Genomic DNA, 18,813 nt, shown 5'->3' with positions numbered 1-18,813 from the left:
TCTACCTTTAGCGCCTTCGCGCCCGGGCGCCCGCCCACCACCCTCTCTATCCTTCAGGAGTCCGCCGCATGTTGCCGCGCGCTTTCCGCCCTCTCGCCACCCTGAGCCTGGCCGGCCTCGTCACCGGTATGGTCGCGCTGAGTGGTTGCCAATCCCTGCTCGACAGCCGTTACCGCAGCAGCGTGGCGCCGGATCAGGGCTCCTTTCGCGTTCAGGGCCTGGCGCAGACCGCATCGGTACGCCGCAACCCGCTCGGCATGCCACTGATCGAGACCCACACCTTCCACGACGCCCTGTTCACCCTGGGCTACGTGCATGCCAGCGATCGCCTCAGCCAGATGGTCAGCCTGCGCCTGATGGCCGAGGGTCGCCTGGCGGAGATGACCGGCCCCGGCGCGCTGGAAATGGACCGTTTCATGCGCGCGGTGAACCTCAAGAAGAGCGCCGAGGTGCTCTACAAGAATGCCTCGCCACGCATGAAGGCGTTTTTCGAGGTCTACGCCCGCGGCGTCAACGCCTACCTGTTCCGCTATCGCGACAAGCTGCCGATGGATTTGGCCGAAGCCGGCTATCGCCCGCCGTACTGGAAGCCGGAAGACTCGGTGCTGGTGTTCTGCCTGCTCAACTTCGGTCTGTCGGTGAACCTGCAGGAAGAAATCGCCGCTCTGAGCCTGACCCAGAAGGTCGGCGCCGACAAACTCGCCTGGCTGCTGCCCACCTACCCGGACGAGCCGCTGCCATTCGAGGAGGCCGACAAGCTCAAGGGCCTGAACCTTGGCGGTAGCATCCCCGGCCTGCAGGCGTTGAAGAGCGCCGCCGCCCAGGTGTCCGAACAGCACATGCTCGGCGTGGCCGCCTCGAACAACTGGGCCATCGGCCCGTCGCGCAGCCGCAGCGGCAAGAGCCTCTTGGCCAACGACATGCATCTGCCGATCGAGCTGCCTTCGGTGTGGAGCTTCGTGCAGATCCGCGCGCCGAAATTCCAGGCCTCCGGGGTCACGGTCGCGGGTATTCCTGCGGTGGTCGCTGGCTTCAACGGCAAGCTCGCCTGGGGCATGACCATGGTCATGGGCGACAACCAGGATCTGTTTCTCGAGCAGGTCAAGCGCGAAGGCAACCGCCTGCTGTATCTGGCTGATGGCAAGTGGCAGCCAGCCGTGCAGCGCCAGGAAACCTTCTTCATCAAGGGCCAGAAACCAATCCGCGAAGCGATCTACGAGACCCGCCACGGCCCGCTGCTCAACAGCGTGCTGGGCGAGCGCAAGCACCCCATGCAACCGCTGCAGATCCAGAGCGGCTATGGCCTGGCGCTGCAGACCGCGCAGTTCGAGAACGACGCCAGCCTGGACGCCTTCTTCGATCTGTCCCGCGCGCAGTCGGTCGAGCAGGCCTTCGAGGCGACCCGGGAAATCCGCGCCATGCCGCTGAACTTGGTATTCGCCGATGCCGAACATATCGGCTGGCAGGTCACCGGGCGCTTCCCCAACCGCCGCGAAGGTCAGGGCCTGGTGCCCTCGCCGGGTTGGGACAGCCGCTACGAATGGGACGGTTTCGCCGACCCGATGCTCCACCCTTACGATCAGGACCCGCAGCAGGGTTGGCTTGGGAGCGCCAACCAGCGCAGCGTGCCGCGCGGCTACGGCATGCAGCTGTCCAATTCCTGGTACGGGCCGGAGCGCTATGAGCGCATCGCCCAGCTCGCCGGCAGCGGCCGTCATGACACGCAAAGCATGATCGCCATGCAGTACGACCAGACCTCGCCTTTCATGGCCAAGCTGCAGGGCATGTTCGAAGCCCCGCACATGGCCGGCCCGCTGCGCCAGGCCATCGACCGCTTGCCCGAGCCACAGCGCGGCAAGGCCCGCGAAGCCTTTAGCCGGCTGATGGCCTTCGACGGCAAGCTCTCGGCCACCTCGGCCGATGCCGCCATCTACGGCGCCTTCCTGCAGCAGAGCGCCCGGGAGATCTTCCTCGACGAACTGGGCCCGGACACCTCGCCGGCCTGGCAGGCACTGATCAACACCGCCAACCTGTCCTACTCGGCCCAAGCCGACCACCTGCTCGGCCGCGACGACAGCCCGTTCTGGGATGACGTGCGTACCGCGCAGAAGGAAGACAAACCGGCGATCCTGGCGCGCAGCCTGGCGGCCAGCATAGAGCTACTCGAACAGCGCCTGGGCGCCGACCGCAGCGCCTGGCAGTGGGGCAAGCTACACACCTACGAGTGGCGCAGCGGCAGCACGCAGATGGCGCCGTACCTGAGCGCCGGCCAGCGCGCCAGCATCGCCTCGCTCAAGGGCTATCTGGATCGCGGCCCCTACCCTGCCGGTGGCGACCACAGCACCCTGAACGTCTCGGCCTACAACTGGGGCCAGGATTTCGATACCTGGCTGATCCCGAGCATGCGCATGATCGTCGATTTCGGACGCGAGGAGCCGATGATCGGCGTCAACAGCTCCGGGCAGTCGGGCAACCCGGCCAGCCCGCACTATGCCGACGGCATCGACGCCTGGCGTCGCGCCCAGTACGTCAGCTTCCCGATGCTGCAGCAGAACCTGGAGAAGACCTACGGCCGCAAACGCCTGCTGCTGACGCCCTGACGCACAGCAGCGGTGCGCCGCGCACCAATAAAAGTCAACAGGTGCTGCTTTGATTAGGGCAGCGCTTCACGAATGGCCCGTTCCGGCGGGCTCTGACGAGTTGGCACAGTCTCTGCTCTTGACCTTCCAGACATAGCGCGTGCCGGCCATCGGTACACGCCCCGAAACGAATCGGGACCGGACAAAGGCGTCCTTGCACTCACGGTGCAGGACGCCTTTTTTTCGGCCCCACGTTGGCCCGGGTCAGCTCAACGGAGGTCGCGGATGAAACGCTTGAAACTGGTGATGATCGGCAACGGTATGGCCGGCGTGCGCACGCTCGAAGAGCTGCTGAAGATCGCCCCCGACCTCTACGACATCACCGTTTTCGGCGCCGAGCCGCACCCCAACTACAACCGCATCCTGCTCTCGCCGGTACTGGCCGGTGAGCAGACCTTCGACGACATTGTGCTCAACGACCTCGCCTGGTACGCCGAACACGGCATCGAGCTGCGCCTGGGTCGCATGGTGGTGGAGATCGACCGCGTCCGCCGCCAGGTGATCGCCGATGACGGCAGCTGCGCCGCGTACGACCGCCTGCTGATCGCCACCGGTTCGCGGCCGTTCATGCTGCCGATCCCCGGCAATACGCTGGACGGCGTAATCGGCTACCGCGACATCGCCGACACACGTCTCATGCTCGACAGCGCCAACCGACACCGCCGCGCGGTGGTGATCGGCGGAGGCCTGCTGGGCCTGGAAGCGGCCCACGGCCTCAAGCTGCGTGGCATGGACGTCAGCGTGGTGCATAACGGCGCGACCCTGCTGGAGCGCCAACTCGACGAGCGCGCCGGACGCCTGCTGCAGGCTGCGCTGGAGCGCCGCGGCCTGCATTTCGCCCTCGGCAAGCAGACCAGCGAACTCATCGGCAATGCTGCCGACCGGGTCAGCGCCGTGCACTTCAGCGATGGCGAGAGCCTGCCGGCCGACCTGGTGGTAATGGCCGCCGGTATCCGCCCCAATATCGAACTGGCCCAGCGCGCCGGCCTGCCATGCGCACGCGGCATCCTGGTCGACGACACCCTGCAGAGCTTCGACCCACGCGTCTACGCGGTGGGCGAATGCGTCAGCCACCGCGGCGTCGCCTACGGCCTGGTGGCGCCGCTGTTCGAGCAAGCCCGCGTGTGCGCCAGCCACCTGGCCATGCAGGGCTATCGTCGCTACCTCGGCTCACTGACCTCTACCAAGCTCAAGGTCACCGGCATCGAGCTGTTTTCCGCCGGTGATTTCGCCGGTGGCCCGGGCACCCGGAGCATCACCCTGGACGACTCGACTACCGGCAGCTACCGCAAGCTGGTGCTGAAGAACGACGTGCTGGTCGGTGCCTGCCTGTACGGCGATACCGCTGATGGCGCCTGGTATCTGCAACTGATCCGCGAAGGCCGCAATGTGGCTGCCATCCGCGACCTGCTGATGTTCGGCGAAGCGGCCGTGGCCAGCCAGGCGCCCGCCGTGCCTGCCGAACCGCTGCTCTTGCAGGGAGCGGCCTGATGAATCCGCGCGCCACACAAGTCACCGCCTCGACCTGCTGCTACTGCGGTGTCGGCTGCGGCGTGCTGATCGAGCACGACGGCGAGCGCATTCTCGGCGTTGCCGGCGACCCGGCGCACCCGGCCAACTTCGGCAAGCTGTGCAGCAAGGGCGCTTCGCTGCACCTGACCGGCGACCTCGCCGCCCGCGCCCTGTACCCCGAGCTGCGCCTCGGCAAAGGCCTGGGCCGCACTCCCACGGACTGGGACAGCGCTCTGGATCACGCCGCCGAGCGCTTCGCCGAAACCATCCGCGAGCACGGCCCGGATAGCGTCGCCTTCTATATTTCCGGGCAGTTGCTGACCGAGGACTACTACGCCTTCAACAAGCTGGCCCGTGCCCTGGTCGGCACCAACAACATCGACAGCAACTCGCGCCTGTGCATGTCCTCGGCGGTGGTCGGCTACAAGCGCAGCCTGGGCGCCGACGCGCCGCCCTGCTCCTACGAAGACATCGAAGAAGCCGACACCCTGCTGATCATCGGCAGCAACATGGCCTATGCCCACCCGATCCTGTTTCGTCGTCTGGAAGCCGCCAAGGCCGGCAACCCGCAGATGAAGGTCATCGTCGTCGACCCGCGGCGCACCGACACCTGCGAGCTGGCCGACCTGCACCTGGCCATCGCCCCCGGCAGCGATGTGGCACTGCTGCACGGCGTGCTGCACCTGCTGCTGGAACAGGGGCGCATCGACCACGCCTTCATCGAAGCGCATACCGAAGGCTTCGACGCGCTGCAAAGCCTGGTTGCCGAATACGAACCCGCGCGCGTCACCGAGTTGTGCGCGATCAGCGAGGCGCAACTGCGCCGCTGCGCCGACTGGATCGGCCGCTCGCCGCGCTTTCTGTCGCTGTGGTGCATGGGCGTCAACCAATCCACCTCCGGCACCGCGAAGAACGCCGCGATCATCAACCTGCATCTGGCCACCGGGCAGATCGGCAAGGTCGGCAGCGGCCCCTTCTCGCTGACCGGCCAACCCAATGCCATGGGCGGGCGGGAGACCGGCAGCCTGTCCAACCTGCTGCCCGGCCACCGCGAGGTCGCCAACTCCGAGCACCGCGCCGAGGTCGCGGCCTACTGGGGCGTCGACCAGTTGCCGGAAGCGCCGGGGCTCAGCGCCATTGAGCTGTTCGAGGCCGTCGGCAGCGGCAGGATCAAGGCGCTGTGGATCGCCTGCACCAACCCGGCCCAGTCGATGCCCGACCAGCACAAGATTCATCAGGCCCTGCGCGACTGCCCGTTCGTGGTGGTGCAGGAGGCCTTCGCTAGCACCGAAACCTGCCGCTTCGCCGACCTGCTGCTGCCCGCTGCCAGCTGGGGCGAGAAAGAAGGCACGGTGACCAACTCCGAGCGCCGCATCAGCCGCGTGCGCCGTGCGGTGTCGGCACCTGGCGAAGCGCGGGCGGATTGGTCGATCACCTGCGACTTCGCCCGGCGCCTGGAAGCCAGGCTGCCTGGCGTAGCGCCCGGCCACTTCGCATTCCACACCGCCGAGCAATTGTTCGAGGAATACAAGGTGCTCACCCGCCGGCGCGACCTGGACCTCAGCGGGCTCGGCTATGGCCTGCTGGAAGCCCGTGGCCCGCAGCAATGGCCGTTTCCCCAGGGCTCCGAGCACGGCACGCCGCGCCTCTACGGCGACGGCCGATTCCCGAATGCCAATGGCCGTGCACGCTTTATCGCCGAGGCCTATCAACCTCCCAGGGAACGACGCGACGAGCGCTATCCACTGACGCTCAATACCGGTCGGCTGCGTGATCAGTGGCACAGCATGAGCCGCACCGGCACTGCAGCGCGGCTGTTTGCCCATGTCGAGGAACCGCTCCTGGGCCTGCATCCCCAAGACATGGCACAGCGGCAGTTGCAGGACGGCGCACTGGTCGAGGTACGCAGCCGCCGTGGCACGCTGGTCGTGCGGGTGCAGGCCGATGCCAGCCTGCAACCAGGCCAGGCATTCCTGCCCATGCATTGGGGCGACCGTTTTCTCAAGGGCCTGGGCATCAACGCCCTGACCTTGCAGGCATTCGATGCGCTATCCAAACAACCCGAGCTCAAGCACGCCGGCATCGAGGTGCAGGCCATTGACCTGCCCTGGACCCTCGAGGCGCTGATCGAAGGTGACGTACAGCAGCGCCTGGAGGCCCTGCGCCCGCTGTGCGACAGCTTCGCCCATGCCAGCTTCGGCCTGGTCGGCCGCGAGACGCCGGCGCTGGTGTTGCGCGCCGCCCATCATCAGGTTCCCGCGGCGGACCTGCTCGACCAGTTGCACGAGTGCCTGGGCCTGAGCGATGGCCCGGTGATGCGCTACGACGACCCACGCGATGAAAGGGGCTGCATTCCCATTCACAAACGGGTACGCCTCGAAGAAGGCCGCCTGACCGGCTATTGCCTGAGCGGCGAAACCCGCGCGCGCAACTGGCTGCGTGAACTGTGGCAGAACCAGACCTCGCTGGACGATGACACCGGCCGCGCCCTGCGGCGCTGGCTGCTGGCACCGCTGGAGTCGCCGCCCGGGCAGACCACGACCCGCACCGGCAAAACCCTGTGCACCTGCATGAACGTCAGCGAGGCAGCCATCCGCGAAGGCATCGAACGCGGCTGCGACCTCAACGCACTGAAACAGAATCTTGGCTGCGGCACGCAGTGCGGCTCCTGCGTCCCGGAAATCAAACGCCTGCTGGCGCTACAGACCCTCGAAGCCTAGAGAAAACCGCGAAATACGAGAACCCTGCTCAAGTCTCGCGAGCTAGAGCAATGCAAGGCAAAAACAGGCAAGGACGCGGAGTTTACGAGTTGTAAATGAGCAGTCCGAGCCTGTTTTTAACGCCGCAGGGCCGACGCGCAGCAGACTTTAGCTGGTTCTAAAGAGAGGAATACCGTGATGAACCCAAGCGTATGGCTGATCGGCGCCGGCCCTGGCGACCCGGAACTGCTCACCCTCAAGGCGGTGCGCGCCCTCGGTCTGGCCGACGTGGTGCTGATCGACGACCTGGTCAATCCGCAGGTCCTGGAGCACTGCCCCGGCGCCCGGGTGATTCGCGTCGGCAAGCGCGGCGGCTGCCGCTCGACGCCCCAGGCCTTCATCCACCGCCTGATGCTGCGCTATGCCCGCCAGGGCAAGGTGGTGGCACGCCTCAAGGGCGGCGACCCGTGCATCTTCGGCCGTGGCGGCGAAGAGGCCGATTGGCTGGCCGCGCGCGGCGTGCAGTGCGAAATCGTCAATGGCATCACCGCCGGCCTCGCCGCCGCGACGCGTTGCGGCATCTCCCTGACCCTGCGCGGCGTGGCCCGCGGGGTGACGCTGGTCACCGCCCACACCCAGGACGGCAGCTCGCCCAACTGGCAGGCGCTGGCCCACAGTGGCACGACATTGGTGGTGTACATGGGCATCGCCACCCTGGCCGACACCCGCCAGCACCTGCTGGATGCCGGCATGGCCGCGCACACCGCCGTGGCGATGATCGAAAACGCTTCGCTGCCCGACCAACGCGAATGCCGCAGCACCTTGCTGGCGATGGCCGACGACGCCCAGGCCTTCGAGCTGAAAAGCCCGGCCATCCTGGTGATCGGCGACGTAGTCGGCGCCGCCACCATCCTGGCCGCCGAACAATTGCAGGTGCACAGCGCCTGAAATCAATACAGCGATAAGCACGGCTGCATCCTCGAGGCGCCCCAGGGGCCGTTGTAGTGCATCGCGGCCTGCCCGCCTGGCTGCACCGCGCCAGAACTGGACTGTTATTTGCACCGTTGTGGTTCAACACTGCGACCAACAAGACGTTTCCATGCCTGATCACAAGATGCCCCCCACCCTGCGTTTCATGCTGGCCGCCCGCCGCTGCGAGCTGCACGGCCTGGAAAGCCTGTCCGTCACCTGCGAGCTGGTCACCCGGATCAGCCAACTGGTGCACCAGTTGCAGAAGGAGCGCGGCTACTCGAACGTTTACTTGGGCAACCGGACGGATCACTACCTGCACCAACTCGATGCGCACAGTGCAGGCTCTGCCGCAGTGGAGCGCGAGGTGCACGACTGTTTTCTGTCCATGGACACCGCCCAGGCCAATGCCGCCGACCGCGCCCGCCTGTTCAACCGCATCGCCTACGTGCTCCATGGCCTTGAAGAGTTACCCGGGCTGCGTCGGCGCATCCGCGAGCGGCAGTTGTCCCCAAGGCAGGCGACCCAGGCCTTCACCCGCCTGATCGGCGGGCTGCTGGCGGTGGTTTTCGAAGCGGCCGACACCGCTGCCGACCCCGGCATTACCCGCGTGCTGGTGGCGCTGTTCAACTTTATGCAGGGCAAGGAACTCGCCGGCCAGGAGCGCGCGGCCGGCGTCGAAGGGTTTTCCCGTGGGCATTTCGACGATGAATTGCAGGCTCGCCTGCTGCACCTGCAGGAAGGCCAGGAGCGCTGCTTCGACATCTTCGGCGAGTTCGCCGACGCCGAGGCCAATGCCCTGTGGCAGCAACTTCTCGACACCGACACGGTTGCCCAGGTGATCAGCCTGCGCGGGGTCGCCAAGCGTACCTCGGCCATCGCCGAGGTGGATCCGGGTTTGTGCGAGCTGTGGTTCGACCTCAACACCAGGCGCATCGACGCCATGAAACAGGTGGAAAGCCAACTGACCCAGTGCCTGCTCGAACGCTGCCGCCGCAGCATCGCCGAGGCCCATGCCGACCTGGACAACCATCGCGCCCTGCTCGGCCGCGTGGCGCAGATGGATGCCGGCAGCGACCAGGCGCTGCTGTTCAGCGTGCACAGCAGCACCCTCGACGCCCCACCCCAGGACGCCGTGGGCAACCACCTGGCCCGCTCGGTACTGGATCTGTTGCACGAGCAGAATCAGCGCCTGCAGCAGGTCAGCGACGAATTGCAGGAAACCCGCGAAACCCTCAACGAGCGCAAGCTGATCGAGCGCGCCAAGAAGCTGTTGATGACCGACTACGGCTTGAGCGAAGACGCAGCCTACGCGCGCCTGCGTCAATCGGCCATGGAGCGCAGCATGCGCCTGGTCGACGTCGCCCAGAGCTTGCTCAGTTTTGCGGCGCGCAAGGCCCAGGAAACCCCGCGAACGGACAAGGGCCAGCGCGGCTGAGCGAGCGGCGGCTATCGGCTGAACATCGCTCGCCAGCCCCGCGTGGAATCTGTTCGCCATGTTTGGCGCAATGCCGTGGGCAATGCCTGCAACGTGGCGTTAACAGCGGGTGAACGGAGTACTTGTAGGAGGGGCTTTAGCCCCGAGCTCTTTGTTTGCCTTGATAAAAAGCTCGGGGCTAAAGCCCCTCCTACGCGCTACGCGAACAGCTGCTTCTGCCTTACTGCTGCCGTCGATTCATCTGATAAGAGTTCCTTGCGGGCATCGCTGCGCTCAACCATGCCACCAGCGCCTAAGCACGACCTTGACATGCACCTGCGCCGCGCACTGAAGAGACACCGCGCCCCGCTGCTGTGCGATCACAACGATCGTTCCCATGCTGCGTGACCGTGCGTGACGTAATCAAAACGATCCGAAAAGCCTTCCCGCTCAATCAGTTAACACGGCGGCGCACGCTGTTCTGCGGCCACTAACTGGCGTCGATTCAGGCGACGCAGTGGCTGGCATGCAACCTGCTATATCCCAAGCGAGAGGGCAGGCTCTGCCCCTCCACAATCCGAATTCCTGGACAACGGCGTCCACACTCACGCAGCCCCAGCGCTGCCATGAGCGTGACGCCGTTTTTTTATGCGTGCCTTTTGGGGAGAACGAGATGGACGACACGCCACGCGCCGCCGACGAAAAAACCGGCCTGCCACGCCGCACCTTCCTCAAGCAGTCCATGGGGCTGCTCGGCGGCGGCGCCTTGATGAGCATGCTGCCGGCGGGCCTGAGCAGCGCTGTCTGGGCTGCCGGTACCGACGGTCTGGAAACCACCAAGGCCAAGCTCGGCTTCATCGCGCTCACCGATGCCGCACCGCTGTTCGTCGCCGAGGAACTCGGGCTGTTCGCCAAGCACGGTATGACCGACATCGAGGTGCTCAAGCAATCTTCCTGGGGCACCACCCGCGACAACCTGGTACTCGGTGCCGGCAGTGGCGGTATCGACGGCGCCCATATCCTCACGCCAATGCCTTACCTGATGGCCGCCGGCAAGATCACCACCAACAATACGCCGCTGCCGATGGTCCTGCTGGCGCGCCTGAACCTCAACGGCCAGGGCATCTCGATCAGCAAGGAATACCAGGACCTCAAGCTCGGTACCGACGCCAGCGCCTTCAAACAGGCGGTCGGCGCCAAGCAGGCCAAGGGCCAGAAGATCGCCGCGGCAATGACCTTCCCCGGCGGCACCCACGACCTGTGGCTGCGCTACTGGATGGCCGCCGGCGGCATCGAGCCGAACAAGGACTTGCCGACCGTGGTCATTCCGCCACCGCAGATGGTCGCCAACATGAAGGTCGGCAGCATGGACGCCTTCTGCGTCGGCGAGCCATGGAACGCCCAGTTGATCAACCAGAACATCGGCTACAGCGCGGTGACCACCGGCGAGCTGTGGGCCAACCACCCGGAAAAGGCCCTGTCGCTGCGCGCCGACTACGTGAACGCCAACCCCAACGCGACCCGCGCCCTGCTCAAGGCGGTGATGGAAGCGCAGATGTTCTGCGAAGCTGCGGCGAACAAGGAACAGGTCGCGGAAATCTGCGCCAAGCGCCGCTGGATCGGCGCGCCGGCCAAGGACCTGCTGGCGCGCCTGCGGGGCAACTTCGATTACGGCAACGGCCGCGTGGTGGAAAACAGCCCGCATCTGATGCGCTTCTGGAGCGAGTTCGCCTCCTATCCGTTCCAGAGCCACGACCTGTGGTTCCTCACCGAAAACAAGCGTTGGGGCTACCTGCCGAAGGATTTCGACAGCCAGGCGCTGATCGACCAGGTCAACCGCGAGGACATCTGGCGTCAGGCAGCGGCCGAGCTGGGCGTGCCCGCCGAGCAGATTCCTCAAGGCAAATCCCGCGGCGTCGAGACCTTCTTCGACGGCAAGACCTTCGACCCACAGAACCCGCAAGCCTATCTCGACAGCCTGACCCTCAAGGCCTAACCGGAGAAACGCCATGAATGCGCCTGTCAAATCCCTGGCCCTGCCGGCCGGCGTCGTCGCCCCCAGTTGGTTCAAACGCCTGTCGAAAACCCTGATGCAGTCGGTGCTGCCGCCGCTGGTGATCACCGCTGCACTGATGCTCATCTGGCAACTCTTGTGCAGCGGCGCCAATGCCGCCTTGCCGCCGCCGAGCCAGGTCATCGAAGACACCTGGGAGCTGATCGTCAATCCGTTCTACGACAACGGCGGCACCGATGTCGGCATGGCCTGGCAACTGCTCGCCAGCCTGGAGCGCGTGGCCTACGGCTATGCCCTGGCGGTGGTGGTCGGCGTAGCGCTCGGCGTGCTGGTCGGCCAGTCGACCTGGGCGATGCGCGGCCTCGACCCGCTGTTCCAGATCCTGCGTACCGTGCCGCCACTGGCCTGGCTGCCACTGTCGCTGGCCGGCTTCAAGGACAGCCACCCTTCGGCGCTGTTCGTGATCTTCATCACCGCCATCTGGCCGATCATCATCAATACCTCGGTGGGCATCCGCAACATTCCCGAGGACTACCGCAACGTCGCCAAGGTGCTGCGCCTCAACGGCGTGGAGTACTTCCACAAGATCATGCTGCCAGCCGCTGCGCCGTACATCTTCTCCGGGCTGCGCATCGGTGTGGGCCTGTCGTGGCTGGCGATCATCGCCGCCGAGATGCTGATCGGCGGCGTGGGTATCGGCTTCTTCATCTGGGATGCGTGGAACGCCTCGCGCATCAGCGACATCATTCTCGCCCTGATCTACGTCGGCGTGGTCGGCTTCGTGCTCGACCGCCTGGTGCTGTTCGTCGGCAATCGCATCACCCGCGGCACATCGGCCTGAGGAGACAGACATGAGCAAGCACTACCTGAGCATCGAGCATGTGGAAAAGTACTTCGAGCGTGACGGCGTCACCTCCCACGTGCTGAACCAGATCAACCTCAACGTCGCGCGCGGAGAATACATCTCCATCATCGGTCACTCGGGCTGCGGCAAGTCGACGGTGCTCAACATCGTCGCCGGGCTGACCGACTCCAGCAGCGGTGCGGTGATTCTCGATGGGCGTGAGGTACGTGGCCCTGGCCCGGATCGCAGCCTGGTGTTCCAGAACCATTCATTGCTGCCCTGGCTGACCGTGCAGGAAAACGTCGCCCTGGCCGTCGACAAGGTGTTCAAGCGCACCAAGAGCAAGGCCGAACGCCGTGACTGGACGCTGCATCATCTGGAGCTGGTGAGCATGGGCCACGCGCTGAACAAGCGGCCCAACGAGATTTCCGGGGGCATGAAGCAGCGCGTCGGCATTGCCCGCGCGCTGGCCATGGAACCCAAGGTGCTGCTGCTCGACGAGCCCTTCGGTGCGCTGGACGCCCTGACCCGCGCGCACCTGCAGGACGAAGTGATGCGCATCCAGAGCGAACTGCACAACACAGTGATGATGATCACCCATGACGTCGACGAAGCCGTACTGCTCTCCGACCGCATCGTGATGATGACCAACGGCCCGTCGGCGACCATCGGCGAGATTCTGACCATCGACCTGCCGCGGCCCCGCGACCGCATCGCCCTGGCCGATGACCCGCGCTACAACGCCTATCGCCACGCGGTGTTGAGCTTCCTGCATGAAAAGCAGCGTAAGGTCGAACCGCTGCAACGGCGTAGCGCTGCGGCGCCGGCCGACCCGCAGCGCGCCCGGGCGTGAGGAGGTAAAAAATCAGTCCTTGGCGATACCGGTGATGGTGATGCCATAGCGCTCTTCGAGGCGCACTGCTGGCGTCTGCTCCTCGTGGGGCTGTTCCTTCGGTTCGAGAGCTTCGAGATTTTCTTGCGCCCATTCGAGCACCCAGGTCACCGCCTGTTCCAGGCTGGGTTTTTCTTTGGATTTGACCTTGAGGACTTCGGCAGCTTCGTCTCGGCTATAGGTAATGATCCATTGGCTCATGGCGAGTCTCCAGCAGGTGGCGGCACGCCGGCGCGTGCCCTGATAGAGATGTAGACCTGTCGTCCGTAAACAGTTCGCCCTATAAATATCGGGGAACTTCACCCGCCATGACCACTCAGAAATTACGCATCGATTGATTTCTCCGGGCGCATGAGGCGCCCATTTTTTTGCCTGCGATTTGCCGCTGCGTCCAGCAACGATGCGTTTTCAGGGCAAAAAACAGGCATAAAAAAACCGGGCCGAGCCCGGTTCCTTTCACGCTGCAGCGACCATCAGGCCTTGGGCAGCGTCACGCCCGTCTGGCCCTGGTACTTGCCGCCGCGGTCCTTGTACGACACCTCACAGGCCTCGTCCGACTGTAGGAACAGCATCTGCGCTACGCCTTCGTTGGCGTAAATCTTCGCCGGCAGGTTGGTGGTGTTGGAGAACTCCAGGGTCACGTGGCCTTCCCATTCCGGCTCCAGCGGCGTGACGTTGACGATGATGCCGCAGCGCGCGTAGGTGCTCTTCCCCAAGCAGATGGTCAGCACGTCACGGGGAATGCGAAAGAACTCCACGGTGCGCGCCAGGGCGAAGGAGTTCGGTGGAATGATGCACACGTCGCTCTTGATGTCGACGAAGCTCTTGGCGTCGAAATTCTTCGGGTCGACAATCGCCGAGTGGATATTGGTGAACACTTTGAATTCGTCCGCGCAACGCACATCGTAGCCGTAGCTGGACACCCCGTAGGAGATCACTCGGCTGTCGTCCGCGCCGCGCACCTGACGCTCGACGTAGGGCTCGATCATGCCGTGTTCCTGGGCCATGCGGCGAATCCACTTGTCCGATTTGATGCTCATGGCGGGGCCGTCCTAAAGGTTTATGCGGTGAAAAGTGCACGCATCTTACCGGGCTGCAGGGCTGGGTTCAAAGGCTGTTGACGGCCCCTCACAGCGCGCTCGCGTTGCTGCCGATGCAAGTAAATCGCAGAAAGACTGATAGACCATTCGCACTTCGCGAAAAAAGCGGGTATGGTGATCCCACTGTGCTGCATGTGTCACCGCGAATCGCTACATGATGCCTAGATTTCGATCCAAACATCGTCCGACTCCTAGTACTCGTTGCACTCAGTCCCGGCCTGGTTCTATCCAGGGCTGTTAATTATTTAGTTCTTAGGAGACATCACATGTCCAATCGTCAGACTGGCACCGTTAAGTGGTTCAACGATGAAAAAGGCTACGGCTTCATCACCCCGCAATCCGGTGACGACCTGTTCGTACACTTCAAAGCTATCCAGAGCGATGGCTTCAAGAGCCTGAAAGAAGGCCAGCAAGTTTCCTTCGTGGCCACCCGTGGTCAGAAAGGCATGCAAGCTGAGGAAGTTCAGGTTATCTAACCTGCGCTTTCTGTAAAAAGAACCCCGCCTAGGCGGGGTTTTTTTATACCTGTAATTCATGCAGCAGGCGCACCGTGGCGCGCCTGTGCTCCCCCTTAGTCGTCGGCAATAACGATATTCGGCATGCCCTGCGCGCTGCTGGCGCTGGTGGCGATACGCGCCCCGACCATACGGGCGATCTGCTGGTAGAGCATGGCGATCTGACTTTCCGGATCGGCGATAGCGGTAGGTTTACCACCATCGGCCTGCAGGCGGATGGCTATCGACAGCGGCATCGAGGCCAGCAGTTCGACACCGAATTGCGCCGCCAGCTTCTCGCCACCGCCTTCGCCGAACAGATGCTCGGCATGGCCGCAGTTCGAGCAGATGTGCACGGCCATGTTCTCCACCACACCGAGCACGGGAATGTTCACCTTGCGGAACATCTCCACGCCCTTTCTGGCATCGAGCAGCGCCAGATCCTGCGGCGTGGTGACGATCACAGCGCCCGCCACTGGCACCTTCTGGGCCAGGGTCAGGTGAATGTCACCGGTGCCCGGCGGCATGTCGATGATCAGGTAATCGAGATCATTCCAGGCCGTCTGGGTAACCAACTGGATCAGCGCTCCGGAAACCATCGGGCCGCGCCACACCACCGGGGTATTGTCGTCGGTCAGAAAGGCCATCGACATCACCTGTACGCCATGGGCTTCCAGCGGCACGAACCATTTCTGTTCGCGCACCTGGGGTCGCGTGCCTTCGGCGATACCGAACATGATGCCCTGGCTGGGGCCGTAGATATCGGCATCGAGAATGCCCACCCGCGCGCCCTCACGGGCCAACGCCAACGCCAGGTTGGCCGCGGTGGTGGACTTGCCCACGCCACCCTTGCCGGACGCCACGGCGATCACGTTCTTGACGTTGGCCAGCGCCGGCAGCTGGGCCTGCGCCTTATGGGCGGCGATCACGCAGCTCACCTCGACGCGAGCGCTATGCACACCTTCGATGTTCTCGATGGCCAGCTGCAGCATCTGCGCCCAGCCCTGCTTGAATTGCGCTGCGGCGTAACCCAGTTCGAGCTGCACGCTGACCTGCCCGTCCTGCACGTCGATGCCACGCACGCAGCCGGCGCTGAGCGGATCCTGGTCGAGATGGGGGTCGGTGTACTGACGCAATACGGCTTCGACCGCAGCGCGGATATCAGCGCTCATGCTTGGCTCCGGAGATGGCAGAAAAGACGCCTATGCTACCCGAGCCGCACGCGCGATGCAGGCTGGCGACCGGCAGGCCGCCAGCTAACGAAGGTCACTGCACGGGCTGGCCCGGCAGCGGCTTGAGGTTTACTTCGACGCGGCGGTTCTGCGCGCGGCCTTCGGCGGACGCGTTGTCGGCGATCGGATTGTCCGGACCTGCGCCGCGACTGGACAGGCGCGAGCCATCGATGCCCTGGGCAGTGAGATAGCTCGTCACGCTCTGCGCACGGCGCTGGGAAAGCGCCATGTTGTGCTGACGCGAACCGGTGCTGTCGGTGTAGCCGACGATCTCGATGCTGTTGTTCTGGAACTGCTTGAACGAGGTGGCCAGATTGTTCAGCGGCGCGTAGAAGCTCGGCGCGATGTCCGCCGAGTCGGTAGCGAAGGTGATATTGCCCGGCATGATCAGCTTGATGTCATCGCCCTGACGCTGCACCTCAACGCCGGTGCCTTCCATGCTGCGGCGCAGCTCGGCTTCCTGGCGGTCGGCGTAATAGCCATAGCCGGCACCAGCCGCCCCGGCCAGCACGGCACCGATGGCCGCGCCCTTGCCACGGTCGTTATGGCTGATCGCTGCGCCGACAGCCGCGCCGGCAAGCGCTGCCAGGCCGCCGTAGGTCGCGGTACGGTGACCACTGCCGCCGGGCGCCCCACCGCCGACATTGTCATACGGATTGCTGGAGGCGCAGCCAACCAGCAGAGCCAGCGCCGTGGCGCAGGCGAGCGGACGTAGGATTGCACGCATGAGGTCATCTCCTGAGGTGCGGCGGGAAGTACCTGTTGGAACCCGCCCATGCCCGTAAATTCAAGCCCATCACCGCGAAATTTGCCCGCTGGCCGGAACGCGCCCGCTTACTTTATAGTGACCGACCACCTTCCAACCGATGACTGCCTGACAATGTCCCAAGCTCGCCAGATTCTCGTTACCAGCGCCCTTCCCTATGCCAACGGTTCGATCCACCTCGGCCATATGCTCGAGTACATTCAGACCGACATGTGGGTGCGTTTCCAGAAGCTGCGCGGCAACCAGGCCATCTACGTGTGCGCCGACGACGCCCACGGCTCGGCGATCATGCTGCGTGCGGAAAAGGAAGGCATCACGCCGGAGCAGCTGATCGACGGCGTCAAGGCCGAGCACAGCAGCGACTTCGCCGACTTCCTGGTGGACTTCGACAATTTCCATTCCACCCACTCGCCGGAAAACCGCGAGCTGTCGGAGTCGATCTACAAGGCGCTGCGCGACAACGGCCACATCGCTACGCGCTCGGTGACCCAGTATTTCGATCCGGAAAAAGGCATGTTCCTGGCCGACCGTTTCATCAAGGGCACCTGCCCGAAATGCGCGACGCCGGACCAGTACGGCGACAACTGCGAGAAATGTGGCGCCACCTACGAGCCCACCGAACTGAAAGATCCGCGTTCGGCGATCTCCGGCGCGGTGCCGGTGCTCAAGGACTCCAAGCACTTCTTCTTCAAGCTGCCGCAATTCCAAGACATGCTCCAGCAGTGGACGCGCAGCGGCACCCTGCAGGAGTCGGTGGCCAACAAGCTCGCCGAGTGGCTGGACGGTGGTCTGCACGAGTGGGACATCAGCCGTGATGCGCCCTACTTCGGTTTCGAGATTCCCGACGAGCCGGGCAAATATTTCTACGTCTGGCTGGATGCCCCGATCGGCTACATGGCCAGCTTCAAGAACCTCTGCGCGCGTCGTCCGGAACTGGATTTCGACGCGTTCTGGAACAAGGATTCCAGCGCCGAGGTGTACCACTTCATCGGCAAGGACATCGTCAACTTCCACGCCCTGTTCTGGCCAGCCATGCTCGAAGGCGCCGGCTACCGTAAGCCGACCGCCATCAACGTACATGGCTACCTGACGGTCAATGGCCAGAAGATGTCCAAGTCACGCGGCACCTTCATCAAGGCGCGCACCTATCTGGATCATCTGAATCCCGAATACCTGCGTTACTACTACGCTGCCAAGCTCGGCCGCGGCGTCGATGACCTGGACCTGAACCTCGAGGACTTCATCCAGAAGGTCAACTCGGACCTGGTCGGCAAGGTGGTCAACATCGCCAGCCGCTGCGCCGGCTTCATCCACAAGGGCAACGCCGGCGTGCTGGTCGCTGCCAATCCGGAGCCGGAGTTGTGGAACGCTTTCCAGAGCGCCGCGCCAGGCATCGCCGAAGCCTACGAGAGCCGCGACTTCGCCCGCGCCATGCGCGAGATCATGGCCCTGGCCGACCGCGCCAACGCCTGGATTGCCGACAAGGCGCCCTGGTCGCTGGCCAAGCAGGACGGCAAAGCCGATGAGGTGCAGGCGATCTGCGCCCTGGGCGTCAACCTGTTCCGCCAGCTGGTGATCTTCCTCAAGCCGGTGCTGCCGAACCTGGCGCGCGATGCCGAGGCGTTCCTCAACGTCGCACCGCTGACCTGGGCCGACCTGGCCACGCCACTGGCCGATCACCCGCTCAATCCCTTCACCCCACTGCTCGCGCGCATCGAGCCGGCCAAGGTCGAGGCCATGGTCGAAGCGTCCAAGGAAGACCTGGCAGCCGCCGAAGCCCCCACAGGTAACGGTGAGCTGAAGAAAGACCCGCTGGCCGCTGAAATCGCCTTCGACGCCTTTGCGGCCGTCGACCTGCGCATCGCGCTGATCGAGAAATGCGAGTTCGTCGAAGGCGCCGACAAGCTGCTGCGCCTGACCCTGGATATCGGCGATGAGAAACGCAACGTGTTCAGCGGCATCAAGAGCGCCTACCCGGACCCCAGCAAGCTCGAAGGCCGCCTGACCCTGTACGTGGCCAACCTAGCCGCGCGCAAGATGAAGTTCGGCGTCTCCGAAGGCATGGTGCTGGCTGCCGGCCCCGGCGGCGAGGAAATCTACCTTCTCAGCCCGGACAGTGGCGCCAAGCCGGGCCAACGCGTCAAGTAACCGATCTGGAGCAAGGATGCTGATCCAACGAACCTGGTTTCTCGCCTCTGCCCGGCCCTGCTGACCCTGGTCGGCTGCTCGCCGTCT

Annotated in this window: 14 protein-coding genes; 10 read left to right on the top strand and 4 right to left on the bottom strand. The window is 64.5% G+C overall.

What is annotated here, in order from left to right; genetic code table 11:
- The first annotated feature begins 128 nt into the window (after positions 1-128).
- The 8 genes from PVA39_RS06290 (at position 129) to PVA39_RS06255 (ending at position 12,947) form a co-directional block, all read left to right on the top strand.
- Complete coding sequence (locus PVA39_RS06290; RefSeq protein WP_443200944.1) at positions 129-2,600, top strand: penicillin acylase family protein; 2,472 nt, start codon at positions 129-131, stop codon at positions 2,598-2,600.
- 264 nt (positions 2,601-2,864) lie between these two features.
- Complete coding sequence (locus PVA39_RS06285) at positions 2,865-4,130, top strand: NAD(P)/FAD-dependent oxidoreductase (RefSeq protein ID WP_274123293.1); 1,266 nt, start codon at positions 2,865-2,867, stop codon at positions 4,128-4,130.
- A complete protein-coding gene (locus PVA39_RS06280) occupies positions 4,130-6,871 on the top strand; it encodes a nitrate reductase (protein ID WP_274123291.1) in 2,742 nt (913 codons plus the stop codon). The genes PVA39_RS06285 and PVA39_RS06280 overlap by 1 nt, the downstream gene beginning before the upstream one ends.
- Positions 6,872-7,048: 177 nt before the next feature.
- Complete coding sequence (gene cobA, locus PVA39_RS06275) at positions 7,049-7,798, top strand: uroporphyrinogen-III C-methyltransferase (RefSeq protein ID WP_274123290.1); 750 nt, start codon at positions 7,049-7,051, stop codon at positions 7,796-7,798.
- Positions 7,799-7,949: 151 nt separating this feature from the next.
- Complete coding sequence (locus tag PVA39_RS06270; RefSeq protein ID WP_274123289.1) at positions 7,950-9,257, top strand: nitrate regulatory protein; 1,308 nt, start codon at positions 7,950-7,952, stop codon at positions 9,255-9,257.
- A 652-nt stretch (positions 9,258-9,909) separates the two neighbouring features.
- Positions 9,910-11,232: a CmpA/NrtA family ABC transporter substrate-binding protein gene (locus PVA39_RS06265; RefSeq protein ID WP_274123287.1), complete on the top strand. Its 1,323-nt coding sequence runs from the start codon at positions 9,910-9,912 to the stop codon at positions 11,230-11,232.
- A gap of 13 nt (positions 11,233-11,245) precedes the next feature.
- Positions 11,246-12,091, top strand: coding sequence for a nitrate ABC transporter permease (gene ntrB / locus PVA39_RS06260; RefSeq protein WP_274123285.1), 846 nt, complete (start codon positions 11,246-11,248; stop codon positions 12,089-12,091).
- Positions 12,092-12,101: 10 nt separating this feature from the next.
- On the top strand, positions 12,102-12,947 hold the full coding sequence (locus PVA39_RS06255) for an ABC transporter ATP-binding protein (protein WP_274123283.1): 846 nt from the start codon (positions 12,102-12,104) through the stop codon (positions 12,945-12,947).
- 12 nt (positions 12,948-12,959) lie between these two features.
- On the opposite strand, the gene PVA39_RS06250 is transcribed toward PVA39_RS06255, so the two are convergent.
- The gene (locus PVA39_RS06250) at positions 12,960-13,187 is read right to left on the bottom strand and encodes a hypothetical protein (protein ID WP_274123281.1); all 228 of its coding nucleotides are present in this window, start codon (positions 13,185-13,187) and stop codon (positions 12,960-12,962) included.
- 272 nt (positions 13,188-13,459) lie between these two features.
- On the bottom strand, positions 13,460-14,026 hold the full coding sequence (gene dcd, locus PVA39_RS06245) for a dCTP deaminase (protein ID WP_013792448.1): 567 nt from the start codon (positions 14,024-14,026) through the stop codon (positions 13,460-13,462).
- 326 nt (positions 14,027-14,352) lie between these two features.
- Between dcd and PVA39_RS06240 the strand changes: the two genes are divergently transcribed.
- Entirely contained in the window at positions 14,353-14,562 is a 210-nt protein-coding gene (locus PVA39_RS06240; RefSeq protein ID WP_003245585.1) for a cold-shock protein, read from the top strand.
- Positions 14,563-14,657: 95 nt separating this feature from the next.
- Here PVA39_RS06240 and apbC read toward each other — a convergent pair whose 3' ends face one another.
- The gene (gene apbC, locus PVA39_RS06235) at positions 14,658-15,752 is read right to left on the bottom strand and encodes an iron-sulfur cluster carrier protein ApbC (protein ID WP_274123278.1); all 1,095 of its coding nucleotides are present in this window, start codon (positions 15,750-15,752) and stop codon (positions 14,658-14,660) included.
- Between the two features lie 94 nt (positions 15,753-15,846).
- A complete protein-coding gene (locus PVA39_RS06230) occupies positions 15,847-16,539 on the bottom strand; it encodes an OmpA family protein (protein WP_274123276.1) in 693 nt (230 codons plus the stop codon).
- Positions 16,540-16,692: 153 nt separating this feature from the next.
- On the opposite strand from PVA39_RS06230, the gene metG reads away from it, so the two are divergent.
- On the top strand, positions 16,693-18,726 hold the full coding sequence (gene metG, locus PVA39_RS06225) for a methionine--tRNA ligase (RefSeq protein WP_274123274.1): 2,034 nt from the start codon (positions 16,693-16,695) through the stop codon (positions 18,724-18,726).
- Positions 18,727-18,813 lie beyond the last annotated feature (87 nt).

The sequence above is a fragment of the Pseudomonas sp. CNPSo 3701 genome, assembly GCF_028674975.1.
Classification (GTDB): domain Bacteria; phylum Pseudomonadota; class Gammaproteobacteria; order Pseudomonadales; family Pseudomonadaceae; genus Aquipseudomonas; species Aquipseudomonas straminea.
Note: the sequence above shows the minus strand (reverse complement) of the source record. Positions and strands in the feature narration are given on the sequence as shown.